This is a genomic window from Leucobacter shiyiweii (assembly GCF_052446065.1).
GTDB lineage: Bacteria > Actinomycetota > Actinomycetes > Actinomycetales > Microbacteriaceae > Leucobacter.
Genome location: NZ_CM127080.1, coordinates 1381897 through 1404300 on the forward strand (window position 1 = coordinate 1381897; position 22404 = coordinate 1404300).

At 64.0% G+C, this 22404-nt stretch carries 17 protein-coding genes; 7 read left to right on the forward strand and 10 right to left on the reverse strand.

Going from position 1 to position 22404, the window contains the following annotated elements:
* Position 1 precedes the first annotated feature (1 nt).
* From dprA to ACTNFJ_RS06475, 4 genes are all read right to left on the reverse strand, one after another.
* Positions 2-1294, reverse strand: a complete 1293-nt coding sequence (gene dprA / locus ACTNFJ_RS06460; protein ID WP_435905582.1) for a DNA-processing protein DprA — start codon at positions 1292-1294, stop codon at positions 2-4.
* Positions 1291-2886 carry a YifB family Mg chelatase-like AAA ATPase gene (locus ACTNFJ_RS06465; RefSeq protein WP_435905583.1) on the reverse strand — a complete coding sequence of 532 codons (1596 nt, stop codon included), beginning with the start codon at positions 2884-2886 and terminating at the stop codon, positions 1291-1293. Before ACTNFJ_RS06465 ends, dprA begins: the two co-directional genes overlap by 4 nt.
* On the reverse strand, positions 2883-3275 hold the full coding sequence (locus tag ACTNFJ_RS06470) for a YraN family protein (RefSeq protein WP_435905584.1): 393 nt from the start codon (positions 3273-3275) through the stop codon (positions 2883-2885). The genes ACTNFJ_RS06465 and ACTNFJ_RS06470 overlap by 4 nt, the downstream gene beginning before the upstream one ends.
* Before the next feature lie 121 nt (positions 3276-3396).
* Positions 3397-3720 (reverse strand): DUF2469 domain-containing protein, encoded by a 324-nt coding sequence (locus tag ACTNFJ_RS06475; protein WP_435905585.1) that lies wholly within the window; start codon positions 3718-3720, stop codon positions 3397-3399.
* Positions 3721-3866: 146 nt separating this feature from the next.
* On the opposite strand from ACTNFJ_RS06475, the gene imuA' reads away from it, so the two are divergent.
* From imuA' to ACTNFJ_RS06495, 4 genes are read left to right on the forward strand one after another with little or no spacing between them, the layout of a single operon-like run.
* Positions 3867-4520 (forward strand): DnaE2-dependent mutagenesis accessory factor ImuA', encoded by a 654-nt coding sequence (imuA', locus tag ACTNFJ_RS06480; protein ID WP_435905586.1) that lies wholly within the window; start codon positions 3867-3869, stop codon positions 4518-4520.
* Positions 4517-6241, forward strand: coding sequence for a DNA polymerase Y family protein (locus tag ACTNFJ_RS06485; protein WP_435905587.1), 1725 nt, complete (start codon positions 4517-4519; stop codon positions 6239-6241). Before imuA' ends, ACTNFJ_RS06485 begins: the two co-directional genes overlap by 4 nt.
* 26 nt (positions 6242-6267) lie before the next feature.
* Positions 6268-9792: an error-prone DNA polymerase gene (locus ACTNFJ_RS06490; RefSeq protein ID WP_435905588.1), complete on the forward strand. Its 3525-nt coding sequence runs from the start codon at positions 6268-6270 to the stop codon at positions 9790-9792.
* Positions 9793-9801: 9 nt separating this feature from the next.
* Positions 9802-11148, forward strand: a complete 1347-nt coding sequence (locus tag ACTNFJ_RS06495; protein WP_435905589.1) for a nicotinate phosphoribosyltransferase — start codon at positions 9802-9804, stop codon at positions 11146-11148.
* A 115-nt stretch (positions 11149-11263) separates the two neighbouring features.
* Here the strand turns inward: ACTNFJ_RS06495 and ACTNFJ_RS06500 are convergent, their stop codons facing one another.
* From ACTNFJ_RS06500 to ACTNFJ_RS06510, 3 genes are all read right to left on the reverse strand, one after another.
* Complete coding sequence (locus ACTNFJ_RS06500) at positions 11264-11536, reverse strand: DUF3039 domain-containing protein (protein WP_435905590.1); 273 nt, start codon at positions 11534-11536, stop codon at positions 11264-11266.
* A 128-nt stretch (positions 11537-11664) separates the two neighbouring features.
* A complete protein-coding gene (locus ACTNFJ_RS06505) occupies positions 11665-13236 on the reverse strand; it encodes a hypothetical protein (protein WP_435905591.1) in 1572 nt (523 codons plus the stop codon).
* On the reverse strand, positions 13206-14528 hold the full coding sequence (locus tag ACTNFJ_RS06510; RefSeq protein ID WP_435905592.1) for an ABC transporter ATP-binding protein: 1323 nt from the start codon (positions 14526-14528) through the stop codon (positions 13206-13208). Before ACTNFJ_RS06510 ends, ACTNFJ_RS06505 begins: the two co-directional genes overlap by 31 nt.
* 83 nt (positions 14529-14611) lie before the next feature.
* On the opposite strand from ACTNFJ_RS06510, the gene ACTNFJ_RS06515 reads away from it, so the two are divergent.
* The gene (locus ACTNFJ_RS06515) at positions 14612-15418 is read left to right on the forward strand and encodes an ABC transporter permease (RefSeq protein ID WP_435905593.1); all 807 of its coding nucleotides are present in this window, start codon (positions 14612-14614) and stop codon (positions 15416-15418) included.
* Between the two features lie 73 nt (positions 15419-15491).
* Positions 15492-16217, forward strand: a complete 726-nt coding sequence (locus ACTNFJ_RS06520) for an ABC transporter ATP-binding protein (RefSeq protein WP_435905601.1) — start codon at positions 15492-15494, stop codon at positions 16215-16217.
* 42 nt (positions 16218-16259) lie between these two features.
* On the opposite strand, the gene ACTNFJ_RS06525 is transcribed toward ACTNFJ_RS06520, so the two are convergent.
* The gene (locus ACTNFJ_RS06525) at positions 16260-17489 is read right to left on the reverse strand and encodes a CDP-glycerol glycerophosphotransferase family protein (protein WP_435905594.1); all 1230 of its coding nucleotides are present in this window, start codon (positions 17487-17489) and stop codon (positions 16260-16262) included.
* A 63-nt stretch (positions 17490-17552) separates the two neighbouring features.
* Between ACTNFJ_RS06525 and ACTNFJ_RS06530 the strand changes: the two genes are divergently transcribed.
* A complete protein-coding gene (locus ACTNFJ_RS06530) occupies positions 17553-18593 on the forward strand; it encodes a glycosyltransferase family 2 protein (RefSeq protein ID WP_435905595.1) in 1041 nt (346 codons plus the stop codon).
* On the opposite strand, the gene ACTNFJ_RS06535 is transcribed toward ACTNFJ_RS06530, so the two are convergent.
* Both ACTNFJ_RS06535 and ACTNFJ_RS06540 read right to left on the reverse strand, forming a co-directional pair.
* Positions 18579-20975 (reverse strand): CDP-glycerol glycerophosphotransferase family protein, encoded by a 2397-nt coding sequence (locus tag ACTNFJ_RS06535; protein WP_435905596.1) that lies wholly within the window; start codon positions 20973-20975, stop codon positions 18579-18581. The genes ACTNFJ_RS06530 and ACTNFJ_RS06535 overlap by 15 nt on opposite strands.
* Before the next feature lie 112 nt (positions 20976-21087).
* The gene (locus ACTNFJ_RS06540; protein WP_435905603.1) at positions 21088-22380 is read right to left on the reverse strand and encodes a S1C family serine protease; all 1293 of its coding nucleotides are present in this window, start codon (positions 22378-22380) and stop codon (positions 21088-21090) included.
* Between the last annotated feature and the right edge of the window lie 24 nt (positions 22381-22404).

Consider the following 22404-nt stretch of genomic DNA (forward strand, 5'->3'; position numbering starts at 1 on the left):
CCTATTGTGAGCGCGCCAGGGCCCACTTTTGTTCTGCCGCGCCGGGGGCATCGCGTCGAGTCACCGCCTGCAGAAGCTCGAGCTCAGCCACAGTGGTGCGCACGTCTCCGACACTGAGACCCGAGAGCCTTGCGATCTCGAGCAGCGTTCGACTTCCGCGCAGCGGCAGCGCGTCAAGCACACGGCCGTGTCTAGACGGTTGGCGTGCGGGGCTGAGCGTCTCCCCCACTGTGTTGGCACCTTCCCGCAAGACCTCGACTCCGTTTCCTAGGCCAGCGAGCTCGCACGCTTCGCGTGCGTTGGTGATGAGGTCTGCCCCATATTCTCGGATGAGTTTGTGGCACCCGGCTGAAGCGGCGGAGGTAACGGGACCGGGAACCGCCCCAAGGGACCGCCCGAGTTCGGCCGCATGCCCCGCAGTATTCAGGGTTCCCGAGCGCACGCCCGCCTCGGTGACCAGCGTCGCGGAGGAAAGCGCAGCAATGATGCGATTTCGTTGCAGGAAACGCCAACGCGTGGGAGCGGCTCCGGGAACCATCTCCGCACAGACCGCGCCGGTCTCGCTCACTTTTCCTAGCAACCCATCGTGCGACTGAGGATAGGCGCGATCCGCGCCTCCTGCGAGCACGGCTACGGTAGGGGTCTCTGCGGCAAGCGCCGTGCGATGCGCTACCGCGTCAATTCCGTACGCAGCGCCGGACACGATGCTGAAGCCTGCCGCACACACACCGTCAACGATCTCCGCCGTGACATGGGTACCGTATCCGGTCGCGGCGCGAGCACCAACGACTGAGAGCGATGGGGTGGCGAGATGCGCGGGGTCGCCTCGTACCCAGAGGAGAAGTGGCGCATGCGGACCTAGGTCATCAAGCAGGATCGGCCAGGATTCGTCGTCGGGCAGAATCACCCGAAGACCGGCTTCGATACCCCGTTCGATATCTCGGATGGTCTCCGCACGGTCCACCCTGGGAAGCCATCGGCCGAGTGCGGATTCAGCTGCGCGGGTGCCGAGGTTCACTCCCCCTTCAGCCGCAGAATTTCTCAGTTGCACAGGTGTTGCGCCCTGAATGAGAAGCTGCAGGGCGAACTCAGCACCGAGCGCCGCTAGAAGTTCGCCCGCCACTCCGTCCCCTGGCTCAGCGATGCGCGACCAAGCAATGCGCGCGAGCATGCCGTTAGCGTGCTCTTGGCCGACGTCAGTGCTCCTGGCGAGGCGTGCGAGCAAACCCCGCAGCTGCGGATCGTCGGCGAGCTGATCGCTTCCGGAGAGCGGAGGCGATGGCTGTGTGTTCATGGGGTAGCTCCTCCGCGTAAAGCCAATGCGTGCGCAATTTCGTCTCGCCCTGGGCTGCCTCTGCCCGCAAGATCACTCAATGACCATGCGAGTTTCAGGGTGCGATCGTACCCGCGCAGGGTAAGGGAACCCCTTCCCAGCGCGGTGTCCAACACCGTCGTGACACTTTTTGGGAGCGCTGCAAAGGAATCGCGAAGCCAGTGACCTGGCACGTCTGCGTTCACCGACCAAGGCGTATTTCGAAGGCGGTCAGCCATCGCCGCACGGGCGTTCACCACGCGATGTCGCAGCTCTGCACTGGTGGGCCGGGGAAACGATTCGACCTGGCCGAGCAATACGGTTGAGACGCGGCGAACATTCAGGCGCAGGTCGATGCGGTCGGTCAGGGGACCGGAAAGCCGGTTGCGGTAGCGCACACGCGTGCTCGGGGTGCATCGGCAGCGCTCTGTGGTGTCGACTGAGTCGGCGTTGCCGCAGGGACAGGGGTTAGCTGCGATCACGAGCTGCACGCGTGCGGGCAACGTCGCACGAATCCGGGCTCGATGTATCTCGACTTCTCCGGATTCCAACGGTTGCCGCAACGCATCGAGCACCGCGCTGGGAAACTCAGGTGCTTCATCAAGGAACAACACCCCAAAACATGATCTCGTGACCGCGCCCGGCCGCACCGAGCCAGAATCGCCCCCTCCAATGATTGAGATCTTCGAAGACGTATGATGTGGGCTTTCGAACGGAGGCCGCCGGACGAGTTCGGTCAGTCCAGCTCCCCCGAGCGATGCGATGCTGCTCGCCACGATCGATTCATCAAGGCTGAGATCGGGCAAGATCGACGGCAGACGGGTCGCCAGTAGCGTCTTCCCCGCGCCCGGAGGTCCCATCATCGAAACATGGTGCCGCCCAGCTGCGGCCACCAACAGGGCTTCCACCGCGTCTGGCTGGCCGATCACATCAAACATGTCGGGCTCGCCGCCGACGTAGTCGAGGGATCGCAGTCCATCCGCCTGCGCGCCGGCTTCGATAGCCGAGTCTGCGGGAGATCCCTCCACCGCCTCCGAAATCTCCAAGCCGCTACTCTCTCCGCGGTGCCAAGCGACCGCGTCACGGAGATCGCGTGCGGCAACCACTTCGATGCCCGGCACCAGGGAGGCTTCTCGGACACCGCTTGCGGGCACCATTACTCGCTTGAAGCCCAACTCGCGCGCCGCGAGCACCGCGCTGAGGAGCCCGGGCGGCCGTCGCAGCTCACCATCGAGGCTCAGTTCCCCGAGATGTGCAGTCTCAGCGAGACGACCCGTGGGCAGGTGCGCCGATGCGGCAAGCGCCGCGAGCGCGATGGCGAGGTCGAAGCCAGACCCCTGTTTGGGGAGCGCCGCGGGGCTGAGATTCACCACGATGAAACGATCGGACAGCGCCAGACCCACCTGCTGTGTGGCCAGCCGCACCCGCTGCTTAGCTTCAGCAAGCGCGGTGTCTGGAAGCCCGATGATCGCCATACCAGGGAGCTGGTTCGACACCGCCGCTTCTACGAGCACCCGCGTTCCGTGCAACCCGGTCAAAGCGATTGCGGCCACGCGACAGACGGTGGCGCTCATCCAATGCCTCGCACATGATCGATCCGAGGCCGTTCGCCAGCACACAAGGTGATGCCTACCGCGTCGACCCGGAGCCGCGCTGAGCCTGGCGACATCTCACGCACCCAGCTGAGCAACAGCCTCCGCAGTCGACCAGCCTTCTGTGCGGTGATCGCTTCCAGCGGGTGCCCGTACCCGCTGCCGCTTCGCGTCTTCACCTCAATCGCGACGATGCAGTCGCCGTCGCGGGCGACGAGGTCGAGCTCGCCCTGTCTGCCTCCACGCCAGTTTCTTGCGAGCAGGCGATAGCCAAGCGTTTCTAAATAGTCGGCCGCGAGTTGCTCACCGTGGGCCCCGACAGAGCGATTGTGTTGCCCTGGGTGAGGCTGAGGTGTCGTCGATGTGTTCATACGACCAGCCTGACTCGGCGCCCAGGGCTGCGCGGCTGGCAGAACGAGTCTGTGAAGAGGTCAGGTGATCCACAGCTCTCACAGACGTGTGAGCGGCAAAAGGCGCATAGAAACGAGCGCCCTATTCGTCGATGGAGAGCTCTTGAGGCAGCTTGAACTCGCGCGCTGTGAGCTCTTCGACGTTCACATCTTTGAAGGTGAGTACCCGCACCGACTTGACGAACCGGTCGGCGCGATACACATCCCACACCCACACGTCGGTCATCGTGAGTTCAAAATAGAAATCGCTCCCGGCATCTTGACGCTGCAGCTGCACGTCGTTCGCCAGGTAGAAACGTCGCTCAGTTTCGACGACGTAGCGGAACTGGCCAGCGACATCGCGGTACTCACGAAACAGCGAAAGTTCTGCTTCACGCTCGTAATCGTCAAGGTCATCTTCATTCATCACGCCCATCCTACTTGGTTCCCTCAGGCACCCTTTTCCGAGTCTCGCGAGTGGATCGCGCCCGAGGTTCCTGCGCACACAAGACGACGCGCCGGTGAGTGATATTTCAACTTGACTTGTTCGAACATATGTTCGAACATTGCTGCATGAATCAGGCTGCGACAGTTCGCACACTGCAGGAGCGCATCAGTCAGATGCAACCCCTGCGGCTCACTGACGATGCCCTACCCACTCCGCCTGAGTTGCGCGATCTTTTCCCCGGGGGTGCGCTGCGGCGAGGCAGTGCGACGATAGTTGCGGGATCGCTGCAGCTTTCCCTCGCGCTAGTTTCCGCCGCTTCCGCATCGGGCGCTTGGTGCGGAGCCATCGGCTTCCCCGAGTTCGGGGCGGAAGCGGCTGCCGAGCTTGGGATGGCGCTCGATCGATTTGTACTCGTACCCAATCCCGGGCCACACACGATCAATATTGCGGGCACCTTGAGTGAGGTTCTCACGGTGATGCTTCTGCGGCCGTCAAGCCAGGTGCGGCCGCAAGATGCAGAACGACTGGCTGCGCGACTGCGCGATCATGGCACCGCACTCGTCGTGCTGGGGCAGTGGCCGAAAGCCGAAAGCACGCTTCGCGTGACGGGATCCCGCTGGAGCGGGCTCGGCCGTGGCCACGGAATGCTCCTCACCCACGAACTGACCGTCCGTTCCAACGATCGACGCGGGCCTCGGCAACACACCGTGGTGTTCCGAGGCGGTCGCTTGTCCGGGGCGCTTCCACGAGTGGGTATGACAAGAGTGGGTATGTCATGAACGAGCAAGCTGAGCGGGTGATGGTGCTGTGGGTGCCGGACTGGCCCGTGCACGCATACCTCAGTGAACACGAGGCGGAGCGAGACTCCCATGAACCGTTGATGCTCGCGCTCACGACTCAACATCAAGTTGTCGCGTGCTCGTCCGCTGCCAGAGTGGCCGGCGTGCGCACCGGTCTTCGCGAGCGCGAAGCACGCTCGCGGTGCCCCGACCTTGAAGTACATCCACACGACCCAGAGGTTGATGCTCGCCGTTTCGCGCCGGTACTCGCGGCGATCGAACAGACCATTCCAGGGGTGGAGCCTCTCCGCCCGGGGCTCTGCGCCATGCGCGCTCGCGGGCCTGCACGCTATTTTGGCAGCGAGGAGGCTGCAGCGGCAGCACTGATAGCCCGCCTGGTGGAGGTGGGGTTTCCGGAGTCGCGGGTTGGGGTGGCCAGCGGGCGTTTTGCCGCCGAACAGGCCACGCGAGCGCACGACACAGACCCGGGTGTGGAGTCCCCCCTGCCCGGGGTGCGCATCGTCCGCACCGAGCACACAGCCGCGTTCCTCGGCCCTCTCTCGATTGCCCGGGCAACCTCTCCCGATTTCGCCGATACGCTCACCCGGCTGGGCATTCGCACGCTCGGCGCGTTGGCCGCGCTCCCCGAAGATGCGGTGCGCCAGCGGTTCGGATCCGCTGGCGTCGTAGCTCATCGCCGCGCACGCGGGCTGGGGGCCGCGCACGCCGCCGAGGTGCGACCACGTGACCCCGAGATCGAACTCTCGATCGACTGCGCGTTCGAACCCCCGCTCGACGGCGCAGACCAGCTCGCTTTTGCCTGCAGCGGCGCTGCCGAGGTGTTCACGCGCAGATTAATTGAGCACGGTCTCGTCTGCACGGAATTGGGGGTCGAACTCACCGACGACATCGGGCTTCGATATGAACGCACCTGGGCGCACCCCAGCCACTTCACCGCCGTCGACGTGATCAATCGTGTGCGCTGGCAGTCAGCCACCGTGCCCCGAGACCCCGACCGAGGGGGTTCGGGCATCGCCGAGGTACGCCTCACCCCGATCCGCACGGCGCACGCCGCGAAGCACGAGCCAGGTCTGTGGAACACAGCGCCTGACGAGCGGGTACATCACCACCTCAGCCGCGTGCAGAGCCTCGTCGGCCATGAGGGCGTCGGCACGGGCGAGCTCACCGGCGGCAGGCTCACTGCAGAGCGGCAGCGATTAGTGCCGTGGGGCACTCGCGCGGAGACTCGGCGCGCACCCCGCTCCCGCATTCGCCTGCGCGATGGCCCATGGCCGGGCCGCATCACAGGTGCACTCCCCAACACCATCTTCACGCAGGAGGTGGGTGCAGAGTTGCACGATGACGCGGGCGTCGTCGTGCAACCGACCAATGACGATGTCCTCGCGTCCAATCCGTCACGTCTGAGCGTGGGCGGCAAACTCTTGCCTGCGGCCGTCCACGCATGGTCTGCTCCCTGGCCGCTGCACGAAAGATGGTGGGCAGGAGGCCGGGCTGGTTACCGTCTCCAGGTGCTCCTCGAGGACGGTGATGCCTGGCTTCTGCGGTACGAACACGGCGAACCGCAGGAATCGCATGATCAGGCATCTGGGCCTAAACCTGACCTGGGAACTCACCCAGTGCCACACCTCGCGTCTAGTTCAGTAAGCGACCACGCAGCTCAAGCCGCTGGGCGATGGTTCGTTGAGGCCCATTACGCGTAGTCGTATCACGCCGAAAGGAAGCAGTCATGGGTTGGAATAATCCGGCCATCCCCTGGGGCGAGCTTGAGCGAATGCTCTCTGGGCGTGGCCCGCTGCATTCAGCATCACCGCCCGCAGCTTCGTCCTCACGCTCGCTCACGCCCACGCCCACATCCACGCCCACACCCACACCCACACCCACACCCACACCACGATCCACAGCTGAGCTCGCGGCCGGCCCTCCATCAGGGCTCACGGAAGGACTCACGGGAGGGCCAACAACTGAAGCGGATACGCTCGCAGGGCACGCACCCTCCGCGGCGTTCCCCTACGCTGAGCTGCACGCACACTCGCACTTTAGCTTCCTTGACGGGGCGAGCTCCCCCGAGTCGCTCGTCACCGAGGCAGTCCGGCTCGGTCTTTTCGGACTCGCGATTACTGATCATGACGGGTTTCAGGGTGCCGCGCGTTTCGCCGAGGCTGCGGCAGAGCACCCAGATCTAGCCACGGTCTTCGGCGCCGAGCTCTCGCTCGGGCTTAACGCACCGCAATTGGGTGTCGCTGACCCACAGGGCACTCACCTCCTTCTCCTTGCCCAGGGAGTCGACGGATATCACCGCCTCTCAAGCGCCATCACCGAGGGCCAATTGGCAGGCGGACATAAGGGACGCCCCGTTTACGATCTTGAGGAACTGGCCGCGGCGAGCGGCGAGGAATGGGTGGTGCTCACCGGGTGCCGCAAAGGGAGTGTGCGCCGCGCACTTGCGAACGCCTCTAACCGCTCTGACGGCGAGCATGCGGCACGTGTCGCACTCGATCAACTCACGTCACTCTTCGGGCGCGACCGGGTGTTCGTCGAGCTCACCGATCACGGCCATCCCGGTGACGACATACGTAATGACCGTCTCGCCGCGCTCGCTCACGAAGAACGACTCCCGACCCTCGCCACCGGCGCGGTGCACTTTGCCACGGCAGCAGAGGCCCCTCTGGCGGAGGCCGTCGCCGCGATCCGCGCCCGGCGCAGCCTCGATGAGCTCGACCCGTTTCTCCCCGCGAGCGGAGCTGCGCGACTGCGCTCAGGGGCCGCCATGCACCGCCGATTCGCGCGGCACCCGGCCGCGGTCACCCGCACAGCACCGCTCGCACGGGAGCTGGCCTTCCCCCTGCGCACGGCACGGCCAAAGCTGCCGAAGCTGCAGCCCCCCGACGGACACACTCTCATGAGTTGGCTGCGGGAACTCGTTTATCAGGGCGCCACGCAGAGGTACCGCCTACCCAATCCCGACATCACTGCCCGGCTCGAGAAAGAGCTGGCGCTCATCGAAGCAAAAGACTTCCCCGGGTACTTCCTTATCGTGCGCGACATCGTGCAGTTCGCACGCAGCCGCGGCATCCTGTGCCAGGGCAGGGGATCCGCAGCGAACTCGGCGGTCTGTTACGTACTCGGGATCACCGCAGTCGACTCGATCCACTACCAACTGCCCTTCGAGCGTTTTCTTTCGAGCATGCGTGAAGAAGAACCCGACATCGACGTCGATTTCGAGAGCGACCGACGCGAGGAGGTGATCCAGTATGTCTACGCCACCTACGGCAGACGGAACGCGGCTCAGGTCGCGAATGTCATCAGCTACCGGCCGAAGAGCGCGGTGCGTGATGCCGCGAAGGCGCTCGGTTTCAGCAGCGGGCAGCAACGTGCGTGGACTCGGGGCCTGGAGCGATGGAGTGCCCTGCCCGACAGTGCCGAGCACGACGGGCCAGTGATCCCGCCCGATGTGCTCAACCTCGCGGGTCAGCTCATGCGCGCACCACGCCACCTCGGTATCCACTCGGGGGGCATGGTGCTCACCGAGCGGCCAGTAGGCGAGGTCTGTCCGATCGAACACGCACGCATGCCCGGGCGCACCGTGCTGCAGTGGGACAAAGACGACTGCGCGTCAATGGGTCTCGTGAAGTTCGACCTGCTCGGCCTCGGCATGCTCAGCGCCCTGCAGGTCACCATGGAACTCGCGGCGGAAGCCACCGGCGAGAGATGGAGTCTCGAGACGCTGCCCCGCGACGAGGCAGGGGTGTACGACATGCTGTGCCGCGCCGACGCGATCGGGGTGTTCCAGCTCGAGAGCCGCGCCCAGTTGAACACGCTGCCCCGGCTCCGTCCACGTTGCTTTTACGACTTGGTCGTCGAGATCGCCCTCATTCGTCCAGGCCCACTGCAGGGCGGCGCGATCCACCCCTACCTGCGTCGGCGGGCAGGTACCGAAGCCATCACCTACCCGCACCCATCACTCGAGCCAGTGCTAGAACGTACCCTGGGGGTGCCGCTGTTTCAAGAGCAGCTCATGCAGATGGCAATGGCCGTGGGCGGCTGCACCGCCGAAGATGCCGATCTACTGCGGCGGGCCATGGGGTCAAAGCGTGGGGTAGAAAAGATCGAACGGCTGCGCACCCGTCTTTTCGCAGGGATGGCGGCGAACGGCATCGACACCGTTACCGCCGAGCGCATCTACGCGCAGATCGAGGCGTTCGCGGCATTCGGCTTTGCTGAGAGCCACTCCATCAGCTTCGCCCTGCTCGTGTACACGAGCGCCTGGTTCAAGCTGCACTACCCCGCCGCGTTTCTCGCGGGTCTGCTGCGCTCGCAGCCGATGGGATTCTATGCGCCGCGCACGCTGGTCGAAGACGCGCGGCGTCACGGGGTGGAGGTGCGCCCCGCCGATGTGCAGCGGTCGGGTGTGCTCGCCGAACTCGAGAAAATGGTGGATCACGCAAAGCCCACCGGTCTCGACACCTGCCTTGCGTTTACGCAGCCCCAGGTGCCGCCGTTCACCCCGCATACCCCTGACACAAGCATGCAGCACCGCAGAGACGGCGCGTTTGCGGTACGCCTCGGCCTCGCAGAAGTGCGCGGCATCGACGCCGCGACCGCCGAGCGCATTGTCCGCGCGCGTCGCGATGGCCCCTTTGTGGATCTCGCGGACCTGGCTCGCCGCGCGGACCTTGATCGCGTGAAACTGGAGGCGCTCGGTGCGGCTGGTGGATGCGACGGCCTGGGCATCGGGCGTCGGGAGGCGCTCTGGGCCGCCAGCCCCGCCGCCGATAATCGCGAGCGATATCTTCCGGGCATCGCCGTACACGTGCAACCACCCCTACTCCCGGTACTCACGGCAGCCGAACAAAGCTCTCTGGATCTGTGGAGCACCGGAGTGGTCACGGGAGCACACCCGCTCGCGCTGCTGCGTGACAGTCTTGACGCGCGGGGCATCACCCGCTCAGATCGGATAGCCCGGGCACGGCCGGGAGGGGTTGTAACGGTGGCGGGCTTGGTCACGCACCGGCAACGCCCAGGCACCGCAGGCGGCATCACGTTCCTTACCCTCGAGGACGAGTCGGGCACCGTGAACGTCGTGATCTTTACGGGAGTCTGGGCGAGGTATCGGCTGGTAGCTCGCACCTCACCCGCGCTGGTGATCACCGGAGTGCTCGAGCGCACGCCTGAGGGAGTCTGCAACGTAATCGCGCACCGTTTCGAGCCGCTTGCCGCGCCAACCGCTGTCTCCTCACGTGATTTTCATTAGGCTGGCGAAGTGAGCACATCAACGGCACTCCTGACCGACCACTACGAGCTGACGATGGTCGACGCGGCTCTCGCTGCGGGCACCGCAGATCGAGCGTGCGTCTTCGAGCTCTTTGCACGTCGTCTCACCGGAGCCCGCAGGTATGGCGTGGTCGCCGGCACCGGTCGTCTGCTCGAGGCGATCGAACGATTTCGCTTCACCGATACCCAACTCGACTGGCTCACAACACAGGCCTTTCTGCGCAGCGAAACGCTCGACTGGCTCGCGAACTACCGGTTCTCAGGTGACATTTGGGGATACCCCGAGGGTGAAGTGTTCTTTCCTGGTACTCCCCTACTCACCGTCGAGTCAACCTTCGCCGAGGGAGTCGTGCTCGAAACATTGGCGCTCAGCGTGCTGAACGCCGACTCCGCGATCGCGACCGCGGCCTCGCGCATGGTGCACGCTGCCGGAGGCAAACCGCTCGCAGAAATGGGAAGCCGCCGCACGGGCGAGCAAAGCGCAGTCACGGCCGCTCGGGCGGCCTATGTTGCAGGCTTCAGCGCGACCTCGAATCTCGAGGCAGGCAGGCGATTCGGTATTCCCACCATGGGAACCGCAGCACACTCGTTTACGCTGCTCCATGACAGCGAGCGGGATGCTTTCGCCGCACAGGTCGCCACCCTCGGGTCAGACACCACCCTGCTCGTCGACACCTACGACATTGAGCAGGGAGTGCGCACGGCCGTTGAGGTAGCCGGGCCGTCGCTCGGGGCCGTACGTATCGACTCCGGCGACCTTCCCGTAGTAGTAGCCCGGGTGCGGCAGTTGCTGGATGAACTCGGAGCCACCGCCACCAAGATCACGGTGACCAACGATCTCGACGAGTATACGGTTGCAGCCCTCGCCGCAGCCCCAGTTGACAGCTTCGGAGTAGGAACCTCCGTGGTCGTCGGTTCGGGATCTCCGACTATGGGCATGGTGTACAAACTCGTTGCGCGCAAAGGCGACGATGACGAATGGGTTCCGGTAGCGAAGAAATCCACCGACAAGGCCTCGGTGGGTGGGCGCAAGAGCGTCCGCCGTCTGTTTAACACGCGTGGTGTTGCGGTCGCAGATGTGGTCTTCCTCGGGGACGGACCCGGTGGAGAAACGGAGGGAGCCGAACTTGCGGCCAACTCGCGTGAACTCATCGTGCCGCTGGTACTCGAGGGAGTTTCCCAGCCGCAACACCTCGGGAAGGCCGGCATCCTCGCGGCACGCGAGCGCCACCGTCACAGCGTGGCCGAGCTGCCTCCGATCGCGATGAGCCTCACCCGAGGCGAACCGGCAATCTCCACGGAATACCGCTCGAGTCGGGGCTCGGCGCAGGATTAGTTCCGCCGCACGGAATCACGCAGTACGGAATCACGCGGTGCAGAGTCATCACACAGGCAGGGTCACACTGCACCCAGCCACACCGACCGACGAATCAAATCGGCCAGAGTAGTGGTTACTTCCGCATCCGATCGTAAACCTTCTTGCAGTCGGGGCACACGGGAAACTTCTCCGGGTCGCGCGACGGAGTCCATTTCTTGCCGCACAGAGCGCGAACCGGTTTCCCGGTAACAGCAGACTCGAGGATCTTGTCTTTCGGCACGAAGTGGGAGAAGCGCTCGTGATCGCCGTCTTCGACCTGCTCCTCGTTCAGCAGTTGCTCAAGCTCGCGGTCGAGCACATCAGTGCCTCCGCCGCCAGCCGGATTGTCGCGTGTGAAGATACCCATGTGAATGATTCTACGCCTCGTTCCGGAGAACCACCTCACGACATAGCTCGGGGGCATCGCTGATCACACCAAGATAGCGATGAACATATTGAGGCCCGGGGCACCGACCAGTCGACCTTAGCTGTGCATTAATCGAAGGTCTGCGTGAGCGCGAGTAGTTCAGGCGCGGCACGGTCAAAGATGCGACCGCCGATGAAGACCCCGAGTGTCACCACGACGAGTCCATAGCCAGCACCAAACACAAGCGCCCAAAGATTCATTCCGAAACTGATCTGGTCGATTGCGGAAAACGAAATCCAGATCGGTGGCACTGCAAGCACGAGTGCTCCCAACATCGAGAGGGTCTGGGCAAGTCCCGACCCAGTGCCCGCGACGGCTGGCTGTGCGAAGGGGCTATCTCCCGGGCGGGTCGTGGGGTAGGGCAGCATGGCCGAGAACACACTTGAGACACCCGCCGCCGCAAGCAACACGCCGAGATTCATTCCAATGACAGCAGGAAGCACACGCCAGTCACCCATGACGGTGACAGTGATGCTAGACCCGACAAGCACGAGCGGAAGTCCAAGGAGCAGGACTGGCGAGAGTCGGCCAAAGCGATCGTCTCGTCCGCGTGTGCCGCTGGCCACGTGGATCCACAGGGCGGTAGAGTCCATGGCCACGTCATTGTGAAGCGACCACCCAAGCAGGAGCAAAACAACCGGAAGTGGCACCAGCGCCAAAATATGAGGTTCGACACCGGCAACCCAGAGCGCGACCACTATGAACACCGGTGCCAGTGGGATCGCGGCGAGGGCTACCCGATATCGCGGGTCGCGCAGCCAGTACGTGAGCGCACGAGCACCGATCACCGGGCCTGGTTTTGCGGGGAATCGGTCAAACCAGTCAAGCCCCTGCCGAGCGACGTTCGGGTCAATGGGTCGATCAATGCGTTCGAGCGAGACTCGCACGATCGCGTACCACGCGAGCACCAAGACAAACACCGTCGCCAGAACCACACCGAAGCGCAGCAGAGCACCCTCGATGTCACCAGCCGCGGCAAGGGCTATTCCGGCTGCGGGCGCACCCACGGGGGTCCAGCCGAGAACCTGTGCCGCGTCACTCGTGAGTTTGCCGCCCGGCGAGCTGAGTGCCTGTGTCACCGCGAACACTACAACTGGAAGTGCGGCGACGAGTAGCAGTAAACCCGTCGCACGAACGGCCCCAGCGTTTCGCTGCGAGACGACCAGCTTCGCAAATGCGGATGCGACTCTGGCACCGGCAACTGCGAGAAGGAGCGCGAGTACCGCGCCAACTACCACAGCCCACCACGCCGTATGCCATTCGGGACGCAGCGCAATGAGCGATACCCACCAAGCTACGAGCCAGAGGGTCGGCCACCCGAGGAAGGTGCTCACAAGCATTCCTGAGGCAATCTGTGACGGATTCGCAGGGAACTGAGCGAAGTGTCTCGGCTCGAGATGCTTTCGATTCGCAAACAGCGGCACGATGCCCGCGGCCGCCAACACCACGGAAACGAGCACTGTGTCAATGCCCGTGTGAGCGTCTGTCGAACGCACGATCCACTGGGGCAAGAACGCAAGAGCGATGGCGCCAACCAAAGCTAACGCCCCGATGCCGACGGACCGCGCGACGGCCGAAGGAATGCCGCGGAAAACGCTGAGGAGAAGAGCTACTCGGAGTCTGCAGAGCCGTGCAACCACTCCAGCCCCTTCCCTGTCTCGGGGGAATCTGTGAGATGCCGGAATCGATCTTCGAGGCTTAATCCGTCCCGCACCTCATCCACCGTGCCTTGAGCGATCACCGAACCGTCGACGATCACTGCGACATGGTCACAGACGCGCTGGATCAAGTCGAGGCTATGGCTCGACATGATGATGCTGCCGCCCCCAGCAACGAATTTCTCGAGAATTTCAGTTACGTTTGAGGCCGAGACCGGATCGATCGCTTCAAACGGTTCGTCAAGCACCAGCACATCGGGCGCATGGATCATGGCGCACGCGAGGCCGATTTTCTTCTGCATACCGGCCGAGTAGTCGGACACCGGGCGGTCAAGCGCGGGCTCAAGGCCGAAAGCTTTTGCGAGTTCAGCTGTGCGTTTGGCGAGCGAAGACTCATCGATGCCGTGCAGCACGCCCGCGTAGTACAGCAATTGTGCGCCGCTGAGCCGATCGAACAGGCGCAAACGGTCAGGGAGCGTACCGAGAACCCGTTTTGCCGCGGGCCCATCAGACCACACGTCAATGTCGTGCACCGTGATCCGGCCCGAGGTCGGACGATTCACCCCGCTGATCATCGAAAGCACCGTGGTCTTGCCAGCGCCGTTGGGTCCGACAATTCCGGTGAAGGATCCGGCCCGGACTTCGAGGGAGACCTCTGCCGCGGCAAGTACTTGCCCGTAACTCTTCGTGAGCTGCTCGGTGCGCAGGACTACCGGATTGCCGGCTGCTGCTGCGGCGCGCTCACGCGCACGGACTATCGAGGGAACGGGGATTTCAATGCGACCAGTGCGAGGCGGAGTTGAGGAAATCGACGGCGCTTCAGGCTCGGGCAATGCTTCGGACGCGGGCAAAACTTCGGACGCGGGCAAAGGCTCAGGCTCCGACTCTGGCGGGAGATCTGGCTCCGGCCCAGACGTGGTCTCCACCTCCGACAAAACGCTGGGCTCTGACTCTGGCTCTGACTCTGGCTCTGGCAACGTTTCGGGCGCCGGCTCCGCGCTGTCCGGCGCAGGAACTAGCCCGCTTGTCTCCTGCGTTTCGGTCGCATCGGAGGTGTCGGGCGTGTCGGACCCTTCAGGTTTGTCGGCAGGAGCAATCGCCGTCGAATTTCGGATCGCCCCACTGGATCCAGCCCGTCGCTGCGGGCGTCGTTTCACCGTTCGCGGCAGGCCCGGATCCGCATCTGCACTGGTGAGGCCCTCCGTATCGAGGCCAGTCAGGTCGCCCGGACCGGAGTCGGGCGTGAGATCAGCGCTGGGGGGCAAATGTGACACACACCTAACCTACCAAACCCCTACGCCCGCGGTTCGCGAGCGTCCTCCAGCATTGACTCTCGGAATACAGGCAGAATAGCCCTGTGACTTCACCCGCCGACACCCGCAGGCATCGCGCCCCGGGCTCACCCCGCGCGAGCGCATGGCGTTCACTACGGCTCCTGACGGTTCGGGACCTCAAGGTTCGCTATTCAACCTCGGTTCTCGGTTATTTCTGGTCGATTCTCGATCCACTTCTAATGAGCCTCATCTACTGGTTCATTTTCAGCCAGCTCCTTCCCCGAAGCCTGGGCGAGGAACCGTACATCGTGTTTCTCCTGACTGCCATGTTGCCCTGGGTGTGGTTCAACGGCGCCGTCGGAGATTCGACTCGCGCATTCCTGCGAGATGTCAAACTCGTGCGTTCTGTTGCGCTCCCGCGGTGGATCTGGGTTGCTCGCATCGTCTGCGCGAAGGGCGTCGAGTTCTTACTCAGCTTGCCCGTACTCGTCTTGTTCGCTCTCCTCAACGGGGCGAGCGTAAGTTGGTACATCCTGTTATTCCCACTCGGGGTCATCCTGATGGGAGCCCTCATTCTGGGCGTCGGGCTCATCTTGGCGCCGTTGGTAGTCTTCTTCCGCGATCTCGAGCGTGCGGCGAAGCTAGTACTGCGCGTGCTTTTCTACGCCTCACCCGTGATCTACGCAGCGAACGACCTCCCCGCGGTGGTTGCTCCGCTCGCGTGGGTCAACCCGCTCTCAGGCATTTTCTCCCTCTTCCGCGCGGGCTTCTTCCCCGAGCAGCTTGATTGGGCCCTGATCGCCGTCTCAACGTCGATCACCGTAGTCACGCTCATCGTCGGAATCCTCGTTTTCCGCCGCAGCGTCGGTGGCGTCTTAAAGGAGTTGTGACGTGACCTCATCTCACCCAGCAGATGCGTCGAACGGGGTCGACTCTCAGCACGACCCAAGCAGCGCCTCAACGATTATCACCGCGTCCAATCTCGGTGTCCGATTCCGGCGAAACCGGGGGGCGAGACGCAGCTTCAAGGACCTGTTCGCTGGCAAGCAACGGCGTTCTGCCGCGGGTGAGTTCTGGGCGTTGCGGGACGTCTCATTCACCGTTCACGCGGGCGAAGCAATCGGGGTCGTGGGCCGCAACGGTCAGGGAAAGTCCACCTTGTTGAAGCTCGTCGCGGGGGTTCTCCTTCCAGACACCGGCCACGTCACAGTGCACGGCGGGGTCGCCCCGCTGATCGAGCTCACTGGTGGCTTTGCGGGCGACCTCACGGTGCGTGACAACATTCACCTCACGGCTGGACTGCACGGACTCAGTCGACTCGAGCTTGCCGAGCGATTTGACTCGATCGTCGAGTTCGCGGGCGCTGAGGGTGTGCTCGATACGCCATTCAAGCACCTATCGAGCGGTATGAAAGTGCGCGTAGCATTCTCGGTGGTGTCGCAGCTCGATGAGCCAGTTCTCCTCGTTGACGAGGTGCTCGCCGTCGGTGACAAGGCGTTCCGCACCAAGTGTTATCGGCGCATCGACGCGCTGCTCGCCGAGGGAAAAACCCTGTTTCTCGTTTCCCACAGCGAACGCGACTTGCGTCGGTTCTGTAGCCGCGGCCTCTACCTCGACCAGGGAAAGCTCCAGCTTGATGGCCCGATCGATGACGTGTTGCACCGCTACAATACCGAGCACAATAGCTAGCCGGGGATCCACCTGCGAGCCCTGGCGAACTGACGTTTGAGGCTACGACCGCATGAGCGCCTTGCGGTCTTCAGCGCGCAAGAGGAGAGCTTCGACGGCTTCGCGGAAGCGTCTGCTCGGCGCCCCCGGGGTGGTGTCGCCGAAGTAGTGCTGTGACCACGTTCCCAAACGCTCGCGCGCTGCGTCGTCTCCGATGACCCGATCGAGTACGGCGTCGATGCCTTCAGTGTCTTCGGAGCCGAGCCACTCGCAGACGCTGAGGTACCCGCCTTCATCGATCTCTGCCTCGGGCGCGAGCGGCCGCGTCACCATGAGGGGCTTGCCCGTCGCGAGTCGATCATAAATCATCGCTGAAACATCGCAAATAGCGACATCTGGCAGACTCAATTGCCATCCGAGCTGTGGCGACTGGTCGAAGACGTGATGCGCAGAGGGGTCACGCCGGTTCGCGTCAGCGAGCGCCGCAATGATGCGCTGATTTGCCGCACCGAAGGCAGGATCCACGACCCCGCTGCGCGGGTGCGGCCGATATACCACCCGGTGACGACCGGTTTCGAGTAGGCGACGCACCAGCGCCTCGCCGTGGGTTACAACCGAGCCGTAGCTTGCAGCGGGTCGGTCGCCTTCCCAGGTCGGAGCGTACAACACCACGGTACGGTCATCGGCGGGATAGGGTGGTTCTCCCGTGAGGTGATCAGCTTGCGGCCTTCCGATCGCGACCGTGCGCTCATCTACCTCATAGTCCCAGAGTGCCTTCGACAGTCGCGCACGCGCGGCCTCTCCTGCGACAAACGCGAAATCGTATGCCTTGTGCTGATTGCTCGTCATGTACATCTTGTCGCTCTCGCCATGGTTGATGAACACATGCCAGCGACTCCCGTACCGCATCATCTGAAAATTGCGGGTGTTCTGATTGACGTACAGAATCACCTCAAGGGGCTGCTCATCAACCAAACGCTCGAGACCGGTGACCTTTGGCTCGAAGGTGACGTCCAGGCCGCTCTCGCGCATGAGCTGTCGGGCTCCGGCCGCGTTGCGAGCGATCAACACAACCGGGTGTGTCTTCGAGAGTTCGCGCAGCGGGGCATACCACTGCCGCATCTGATAAATGTTGACATCACTGTCAGCGAAATATACCCCGACGCGGAAGTGGCCTTCGGGCAAAGGGCCTCGAGTCGCGAGCAGCTCGCGCACCTCGAAAAATGCCCGCCGCCCCTTGAGTACCCGTTTGGCGAGCCGAATGGCACGTCGACTGTCCTTGGAAAACTGCATCCCTCAAGCCTAGCCGCGGGGTCTGTGACGATCCTCCCGAGCGCCGCGTGGGAAGATCGTTGAGTGCACCTGACTCCCCTGCCCCCGCTTCCAGCGGTGAGCTATGTGATGCCTGTCCTCAACGAAGAAGAGCATCTTGAAGCCGCCGTGCGCACGATCCTTGCGCAGCAGTACGCGGGCGACAAAGAGATTGTGCTGGCGCTGGGGCCGTCGACTGATCGCAGCAGCGAAATTGCGGATCGCCTCGCCGCAGCGGATCCCCGCGTGCGGCTCGTCGACAACCCCGGACGAGATATTCCGATCGGGTTGAATCTCGCGATCGCGGCCAGCCAGTTTCCCATCATTGTGCGGGTAGACGCTCACAGCGAGCTCGTGCCCGAGTACACGAGCGCCGGCATCGCGGCATTGCGACGCGAGGGCGCTGCAAATGTCGGAGGTGTCATGCAGGCTGCGGGTCGCACAACGGTGCAACGCGCGATCGCGGCTGGCTACAACAGCCCCTATGGCCTGGGCGGCGGCGCGTATCACGGCGACGGGACCCCGGGGCCAGCGGAGAGCGCCTACCTGGGAATCTTTCGCAGAGAGGCGATCGAAGCGGTCGGCGGCTACGACCCTGAGATTCGCCGAGGCGAGGATTGGGAGCTCAACCTTCGCATCCGTCGCGCTGGAGGAATCGTGTGGTTCGATCCATCGCTTCGCGTCACCTACTGGCCGCGCGCGAGCCTTCCTGACCTTGCGCGCCAGTTCTTCGCAACCGGTGCCTGGCGGGCCGTTCTGGTGCGGCGTTACCCCCGCGCGCACCCGTGGCGCTTCTTCGTCCCGGGCACCTTGGTGCTCGGCCTGTCCACCAGCGCGATCGTTCTGATCTTGCAGGGCTTCGGACTCCTACCGTGGACCTGGTGGTCGATGGTGCATGTCCTTCCCATCACTTACCTCGGCGCAGTTGCGTTCGCGGCGACGAAGCTCCCCGCGTTGCGGGGTGCGCGGGAGCGTCTGCTGGGTGGCTCTGTGCTCGCTACCATGCATGTGAGCTGGGGGGTAGGCTTCCTGGTCGGCATAGCGGGGGGGGCGAGCCGCACCGTCGATCGATCACGGGCGAGGTAGCGCGCCTCGCGCCTCAAGAGCATCGACCACGCGACCCGAGGCGCCGCCATCGTCGTGAGGCACGAAGGTATGGCGAAAACGTTCGGCCGTCTCGGAGTACTCGCACACCCACCCTGCGGCCACGCCGCCAGCCGCAAGTTCGCGCGCGAACGCGACGACCGCAGCGCGTTCGGTGAGCAACGGACCCGGCGCAAGCGACGCGAAATCAAACGTGAAGCCCCGTTCGCGGTCTCGGTACTGCACGAGGTCGGGCACGAAACACACGGTGGGCACACGCGCGACCGCCGCATCAAACATCACCGATGAATAGTCGGTGACGAGCAAGTCGGCGGCGAGGATGACGTCGTTCACGTCGGGATGCGTCGAAGCGTCGATGAGCGTTCCCGAGGCCCCGACGTCGACCCCCTCATACGTCCCCAGTCCGTGCGTACGTGTGTGACCCCGGGCAACGACGACCCAGTCGTCGCCGAGTTCCACCGCAAGCGCACGTACGTTCAGTTCGTCTACGAGTGTGAGTCCTGCGTCGCGCCAGGTGGGCGCGTAGACAAGCACGCGTCGACCGACGGGCACACCGAGCAGTCGCTTGGCGGTCTCAACGCGGACCGGACTTCGTTGCGCTCCCGCAAGGGCATTCGCCAGGCGATCGTCTCGCGGGTAGCCGGTTTCTAGGATCTCCCCGCGGTAGGCATAGCTGCTGCGGAACTGAGCTGTGGAGTGGGGGTTCTGTGACAGCAGTAGGTTCCAGCGACTGCTCTCTCGACGGATCGCAAGTCGCGTGCGCAGGCCCACCCCGGGACGGCCGAGCGCCAGGTGTTTGAGCATCGTGCCGTGCCAGGTCTGCAACACGGTCTGCCCCCGGCGCCTGCGAAAACTGTGCCGGAGCCAGTCATTGACCACCAGAAGACGGGCGCGGCGTCGAACAGCAAACCAATCAGCCCCGCCCACCAGCACGGGAATCGCCCCCGGTGGCGGGATGATCCGCTCGCTGATGACACTCCAGTATCTCGGCACCTCGGGGTGTCGGCGCGCAATCTCGCGATCGATGGCGAGTGGATTGCAGCTCACCTGCCGCCCGTAGTAGCTCTCGAAAAAAACTGCGCCCTCAAGGATACGTTCACGCTCGGGCTGGCCAAGCCGCAGTATTTCCGCGAGAACGCGCTCGGCGGCACCCCCCTCGGGGTGCGCATGAAAGCGTTTTGCTAGGGCACGCGCATCTGATTCGGCGGCCCGACGAGCCCGTGACCCTGGCTCGATCACCTCGGCGAGACGATCGAGTGTCCCCGTCCAATCTCTTCGCAGCTGGCCAGCAGAGGTGACCTCCAGCGGCTCGTAGAGCCCCCGCGTTCTGCCGTACTGCTCGAGATCCGGAGCGAACCAGACGATGGGCCGTGCAAGCAACGAGTAGTCGACCGCGATCGACGAGTAATCGGTGATGATCGCGTCAAATGCGCCGAGCATGGGCGTAATGTCGCGCACCTTGTCGGCACTCAGCAAGTGCACCCGCCCGCCGGTTACGTCGGCGTAGGCCCCCACCCCCAAAGGGTGAGGCCGCAGTACCAATCGAGCGCCCATTCGCTCCATGAGGTCGTGGATCGACGCGGCCTCCTCTGCGGTCGGCACCCCGGGGTCTGGATCTCCGTCTCTCCAGGTCGGCGCGTACAGCACCATCGGCTCCGGCCGAACCTCCGGTGCTACCTCTTGCGGGAGCCCCAGGATCTCCCGCATCTCGGCTCGAGCCATGGCAGCTAGTCGGGGCTCTGTGGCCTGGGCCGCAAGTACATCGTCGCGAGGGTCTCCGAGCACCCGGACACGCCCGGGAGCCACGCGGTATGCGGTGCGAAGACGTTCTGCGGCGAGAACTGAACCTGCCACAAAGAGCTCAATCCGCTTGCTCCCCGCCAGGTACATACGCTGCAAGAGCGCACGAACGAAGATCGGGCCAGAAAATTGGGTCGTAACGGCGGAGTCAAGATGCAGCCGCTTGAGCGGCGCACCGTGAATCAAATGCGTGACTCGGGCGCCGAACACGCCGAACCGGTTCGCGTCACCATGCCCGTGCGTGACAACAATCTGTCCGGCCCGGAGCGTGGACCAAAACCCCGCCCAACTGCCTCGCCGGACGGGAAGGAATCCTTCAGCGCCTGCCGCCTGCGCCTCATCATCGGTCGCCACAGCCCAGGTGATGTGCGCCTCTGGGTGAGCCTGCCGCAGAACTCGCGCGACGGCGAGGGCACCCTCCCCAACTCCGCTGCCGCTGCCAAACAGCCAGCGCGCAGAAGTCCGAGGCACAACGAGTGCGAGGAGCCAGGCGAGGGCGAACGTAGGAAGCGACAGGAGCTTCTTCAGGTTCGCGCGCGCAAAGTTCAGTCCGCCAGCACTCACGACTGCCACCCTATGGCATGTGCCGTAATGCGACACGGCGAGACGCCGCGGGCGCCGCACAACCGGTTCCGGCCCGGTGCGCGGCGCCCGCGGCGTCTCGCGGTTCGATCTATTACCACTCAAGCGTGCCGAGGGTGACCTCTACGTCGCTCAACTCGCCACCCCGGGAGTAAGTGATGATCACGTCGCTACCCCCGGCGTGATAGCGGATCATGGCGGAGACCGCGGTGCTTGAGTCAACAGTGACGCCGTCAACCGCAGTGATCACATCGCCGGCACGCAGGCCTGCCTGCTCTGCGGCCCCACCTGGGACAACCTCAGCGATCAGCCCTCCTTCACGCTGAGCGTCTTCATCAGTGTCTTGGCTTGCCGCCACTACACTGACACCGAGCAGGCCGTGCGATGGCTGCTCGCCTGCCACGATCGCCTCCGCTACCCTAACCGCGAGATTCGAGGGTATTGCGAACCCGAGTCCGTCGCTTCCAGCTGTTTCTGAGTTGTCGTTGGACGCTAGCGCGACGTTGATGCCGATGAGTTCGGCCTGCGAATTGAGCAGCGCGCCGCCAGAGTTTCCTGGGTTGATCGAAGCATCCGTCTGCAAGACAGGCACCGCGACACTTGAACTCGCGCCCATTTGCCGCTGCCCCTGGTCTTCAGGTGTCTCGAACCTAAAATCCCATGGGAACTGGTTACTGCCGTTCGGATCTTCCTCGGCAATCTCGTCATCCGCACCCTCCGGCACCATGGAGCTGGCGATCGAGATTCCTCGATTGAGCGCGCTCACGACTCCACTCGTGACCGTGTTCGAAAGATTGAGTGGCGCACCAATAGCAACCGCAAGGTCGCCGACGTTGATCGCGTCGGAATCAGCGATCGCGATCGGGGTGAGTCCCTCGGCCTCGACCTTCACCACCGCGATGTCGGCGTACGGGTCGCTACCAACGAGCACCGCGTCGAGCCGGGTGCCGTCGCTCAATCTCACGCTGATCTCGGGCTCCGCGGTCGCCCCAGAGAGCGTGGCGACGTGGGCGTTCGTGATGATGTAGCCGTCCTCCGTAAAGATGACGCCAGAGCCTGATCCGCTTCCCGCTGCTGAACTTACCTGCAGTGTCACCACGCTGGGCGTCGCGACCGCTGCGACGCCGGAGATCGCGGTGGCAGAATCCACATTGGAAAGGGTCAGCGTACCTCCAGCCGCTTGAACCACTGAGGTTTCTCCGACATTCGTAGCGATGACGGCCGCTGCGCCCCCGCCGACAAGCCCGCCAATAATGGCTCCGATGGCGATGCCGGCGACCAGCCCACCGTTCCGGCTGCGCTGAGATTGCGGGGCCTGCGGAGCGGGCTGTTGCATGAACGCAGGATATGGGGTGGTCGGCTGATACTCATCCGGGGTCTGAGTCATTGGGGCTCCCTTTCTCGTGTGACC

Bases quoted from the DNA above. Each gene is read 5' to 3' on its own strand.
- dprA (WP_435905582.1), bottom strand. From the start codon at position 1,294: ATGAACACACAGCCATCGCCTCCGCTCTCCGGAAGCGATCAGCTCGCC.
- ACTNFJ_RS06465 (WP_435905583.1), bottom strand. From the start codon at position 2,886: ATGAGCGCCACCGTCTGTCGCGTGGCCGCAATCGCTTTGACCGGGTTG.
- ACTNFJ_RS06470 (WP_435905584.1), bottom strand. From the start codon at position 3,275: ATGAACACATCGACGACACCTCAGCCTCACCCAGGGCAACACAATCGC.
- ACTNFJ_RS06475 (WP_435905585.1), bottom strand. From the start codon at position 3,720: ATGAATGAAGATGACCTTGACGATTACGAGCGTGAAGCAGAACTTTCG.
- imuA' (WP_435905586.1), top strand. From the start codon at position 3,867: ATGAATCAGGCTGCGACAGTTCGCACACTGCAGGAGCGCATCAGTCAG.
- ACTNFJ_RS06485 (WP_435905587.1), top strand. From the start codon at position 4,517: ATGAACGAGCAAGCTGAGCGGGTGATGGTGCTGTGGGTGCCGGACTGG.
- ACTNFJ_RS06490 (WP_435905588.1), top strand. From the start codon at position 6,268: ATGGGTTGGAATAATCCGGCCATCCCCTGGGGCGAGCTTGAGCGAATG.
- ACTNFJ_RS06500 (WP_435905590.1), bottom strand. From the start codon at position 11,536: ATGGGTATCTTCACACGCGACAATCCGGCTGGCGGCGGAGGCACTGAT.
- ACTNFJ_RS06525 (WP_435905594.1), bottom strand. From the start codon at position 17,489: ATGCAGTTTTCCAAGGACAGTCGACGTGCCATTCGGCTCGCCAAACGG.
- ACTNFJ_RS06540 (WP_435905603.1), bottom strand. From the start codon at position 22,380: ATGACTCAGACCCCGGATGAGTATCAGCCGACCACCCCATATCCTGCG.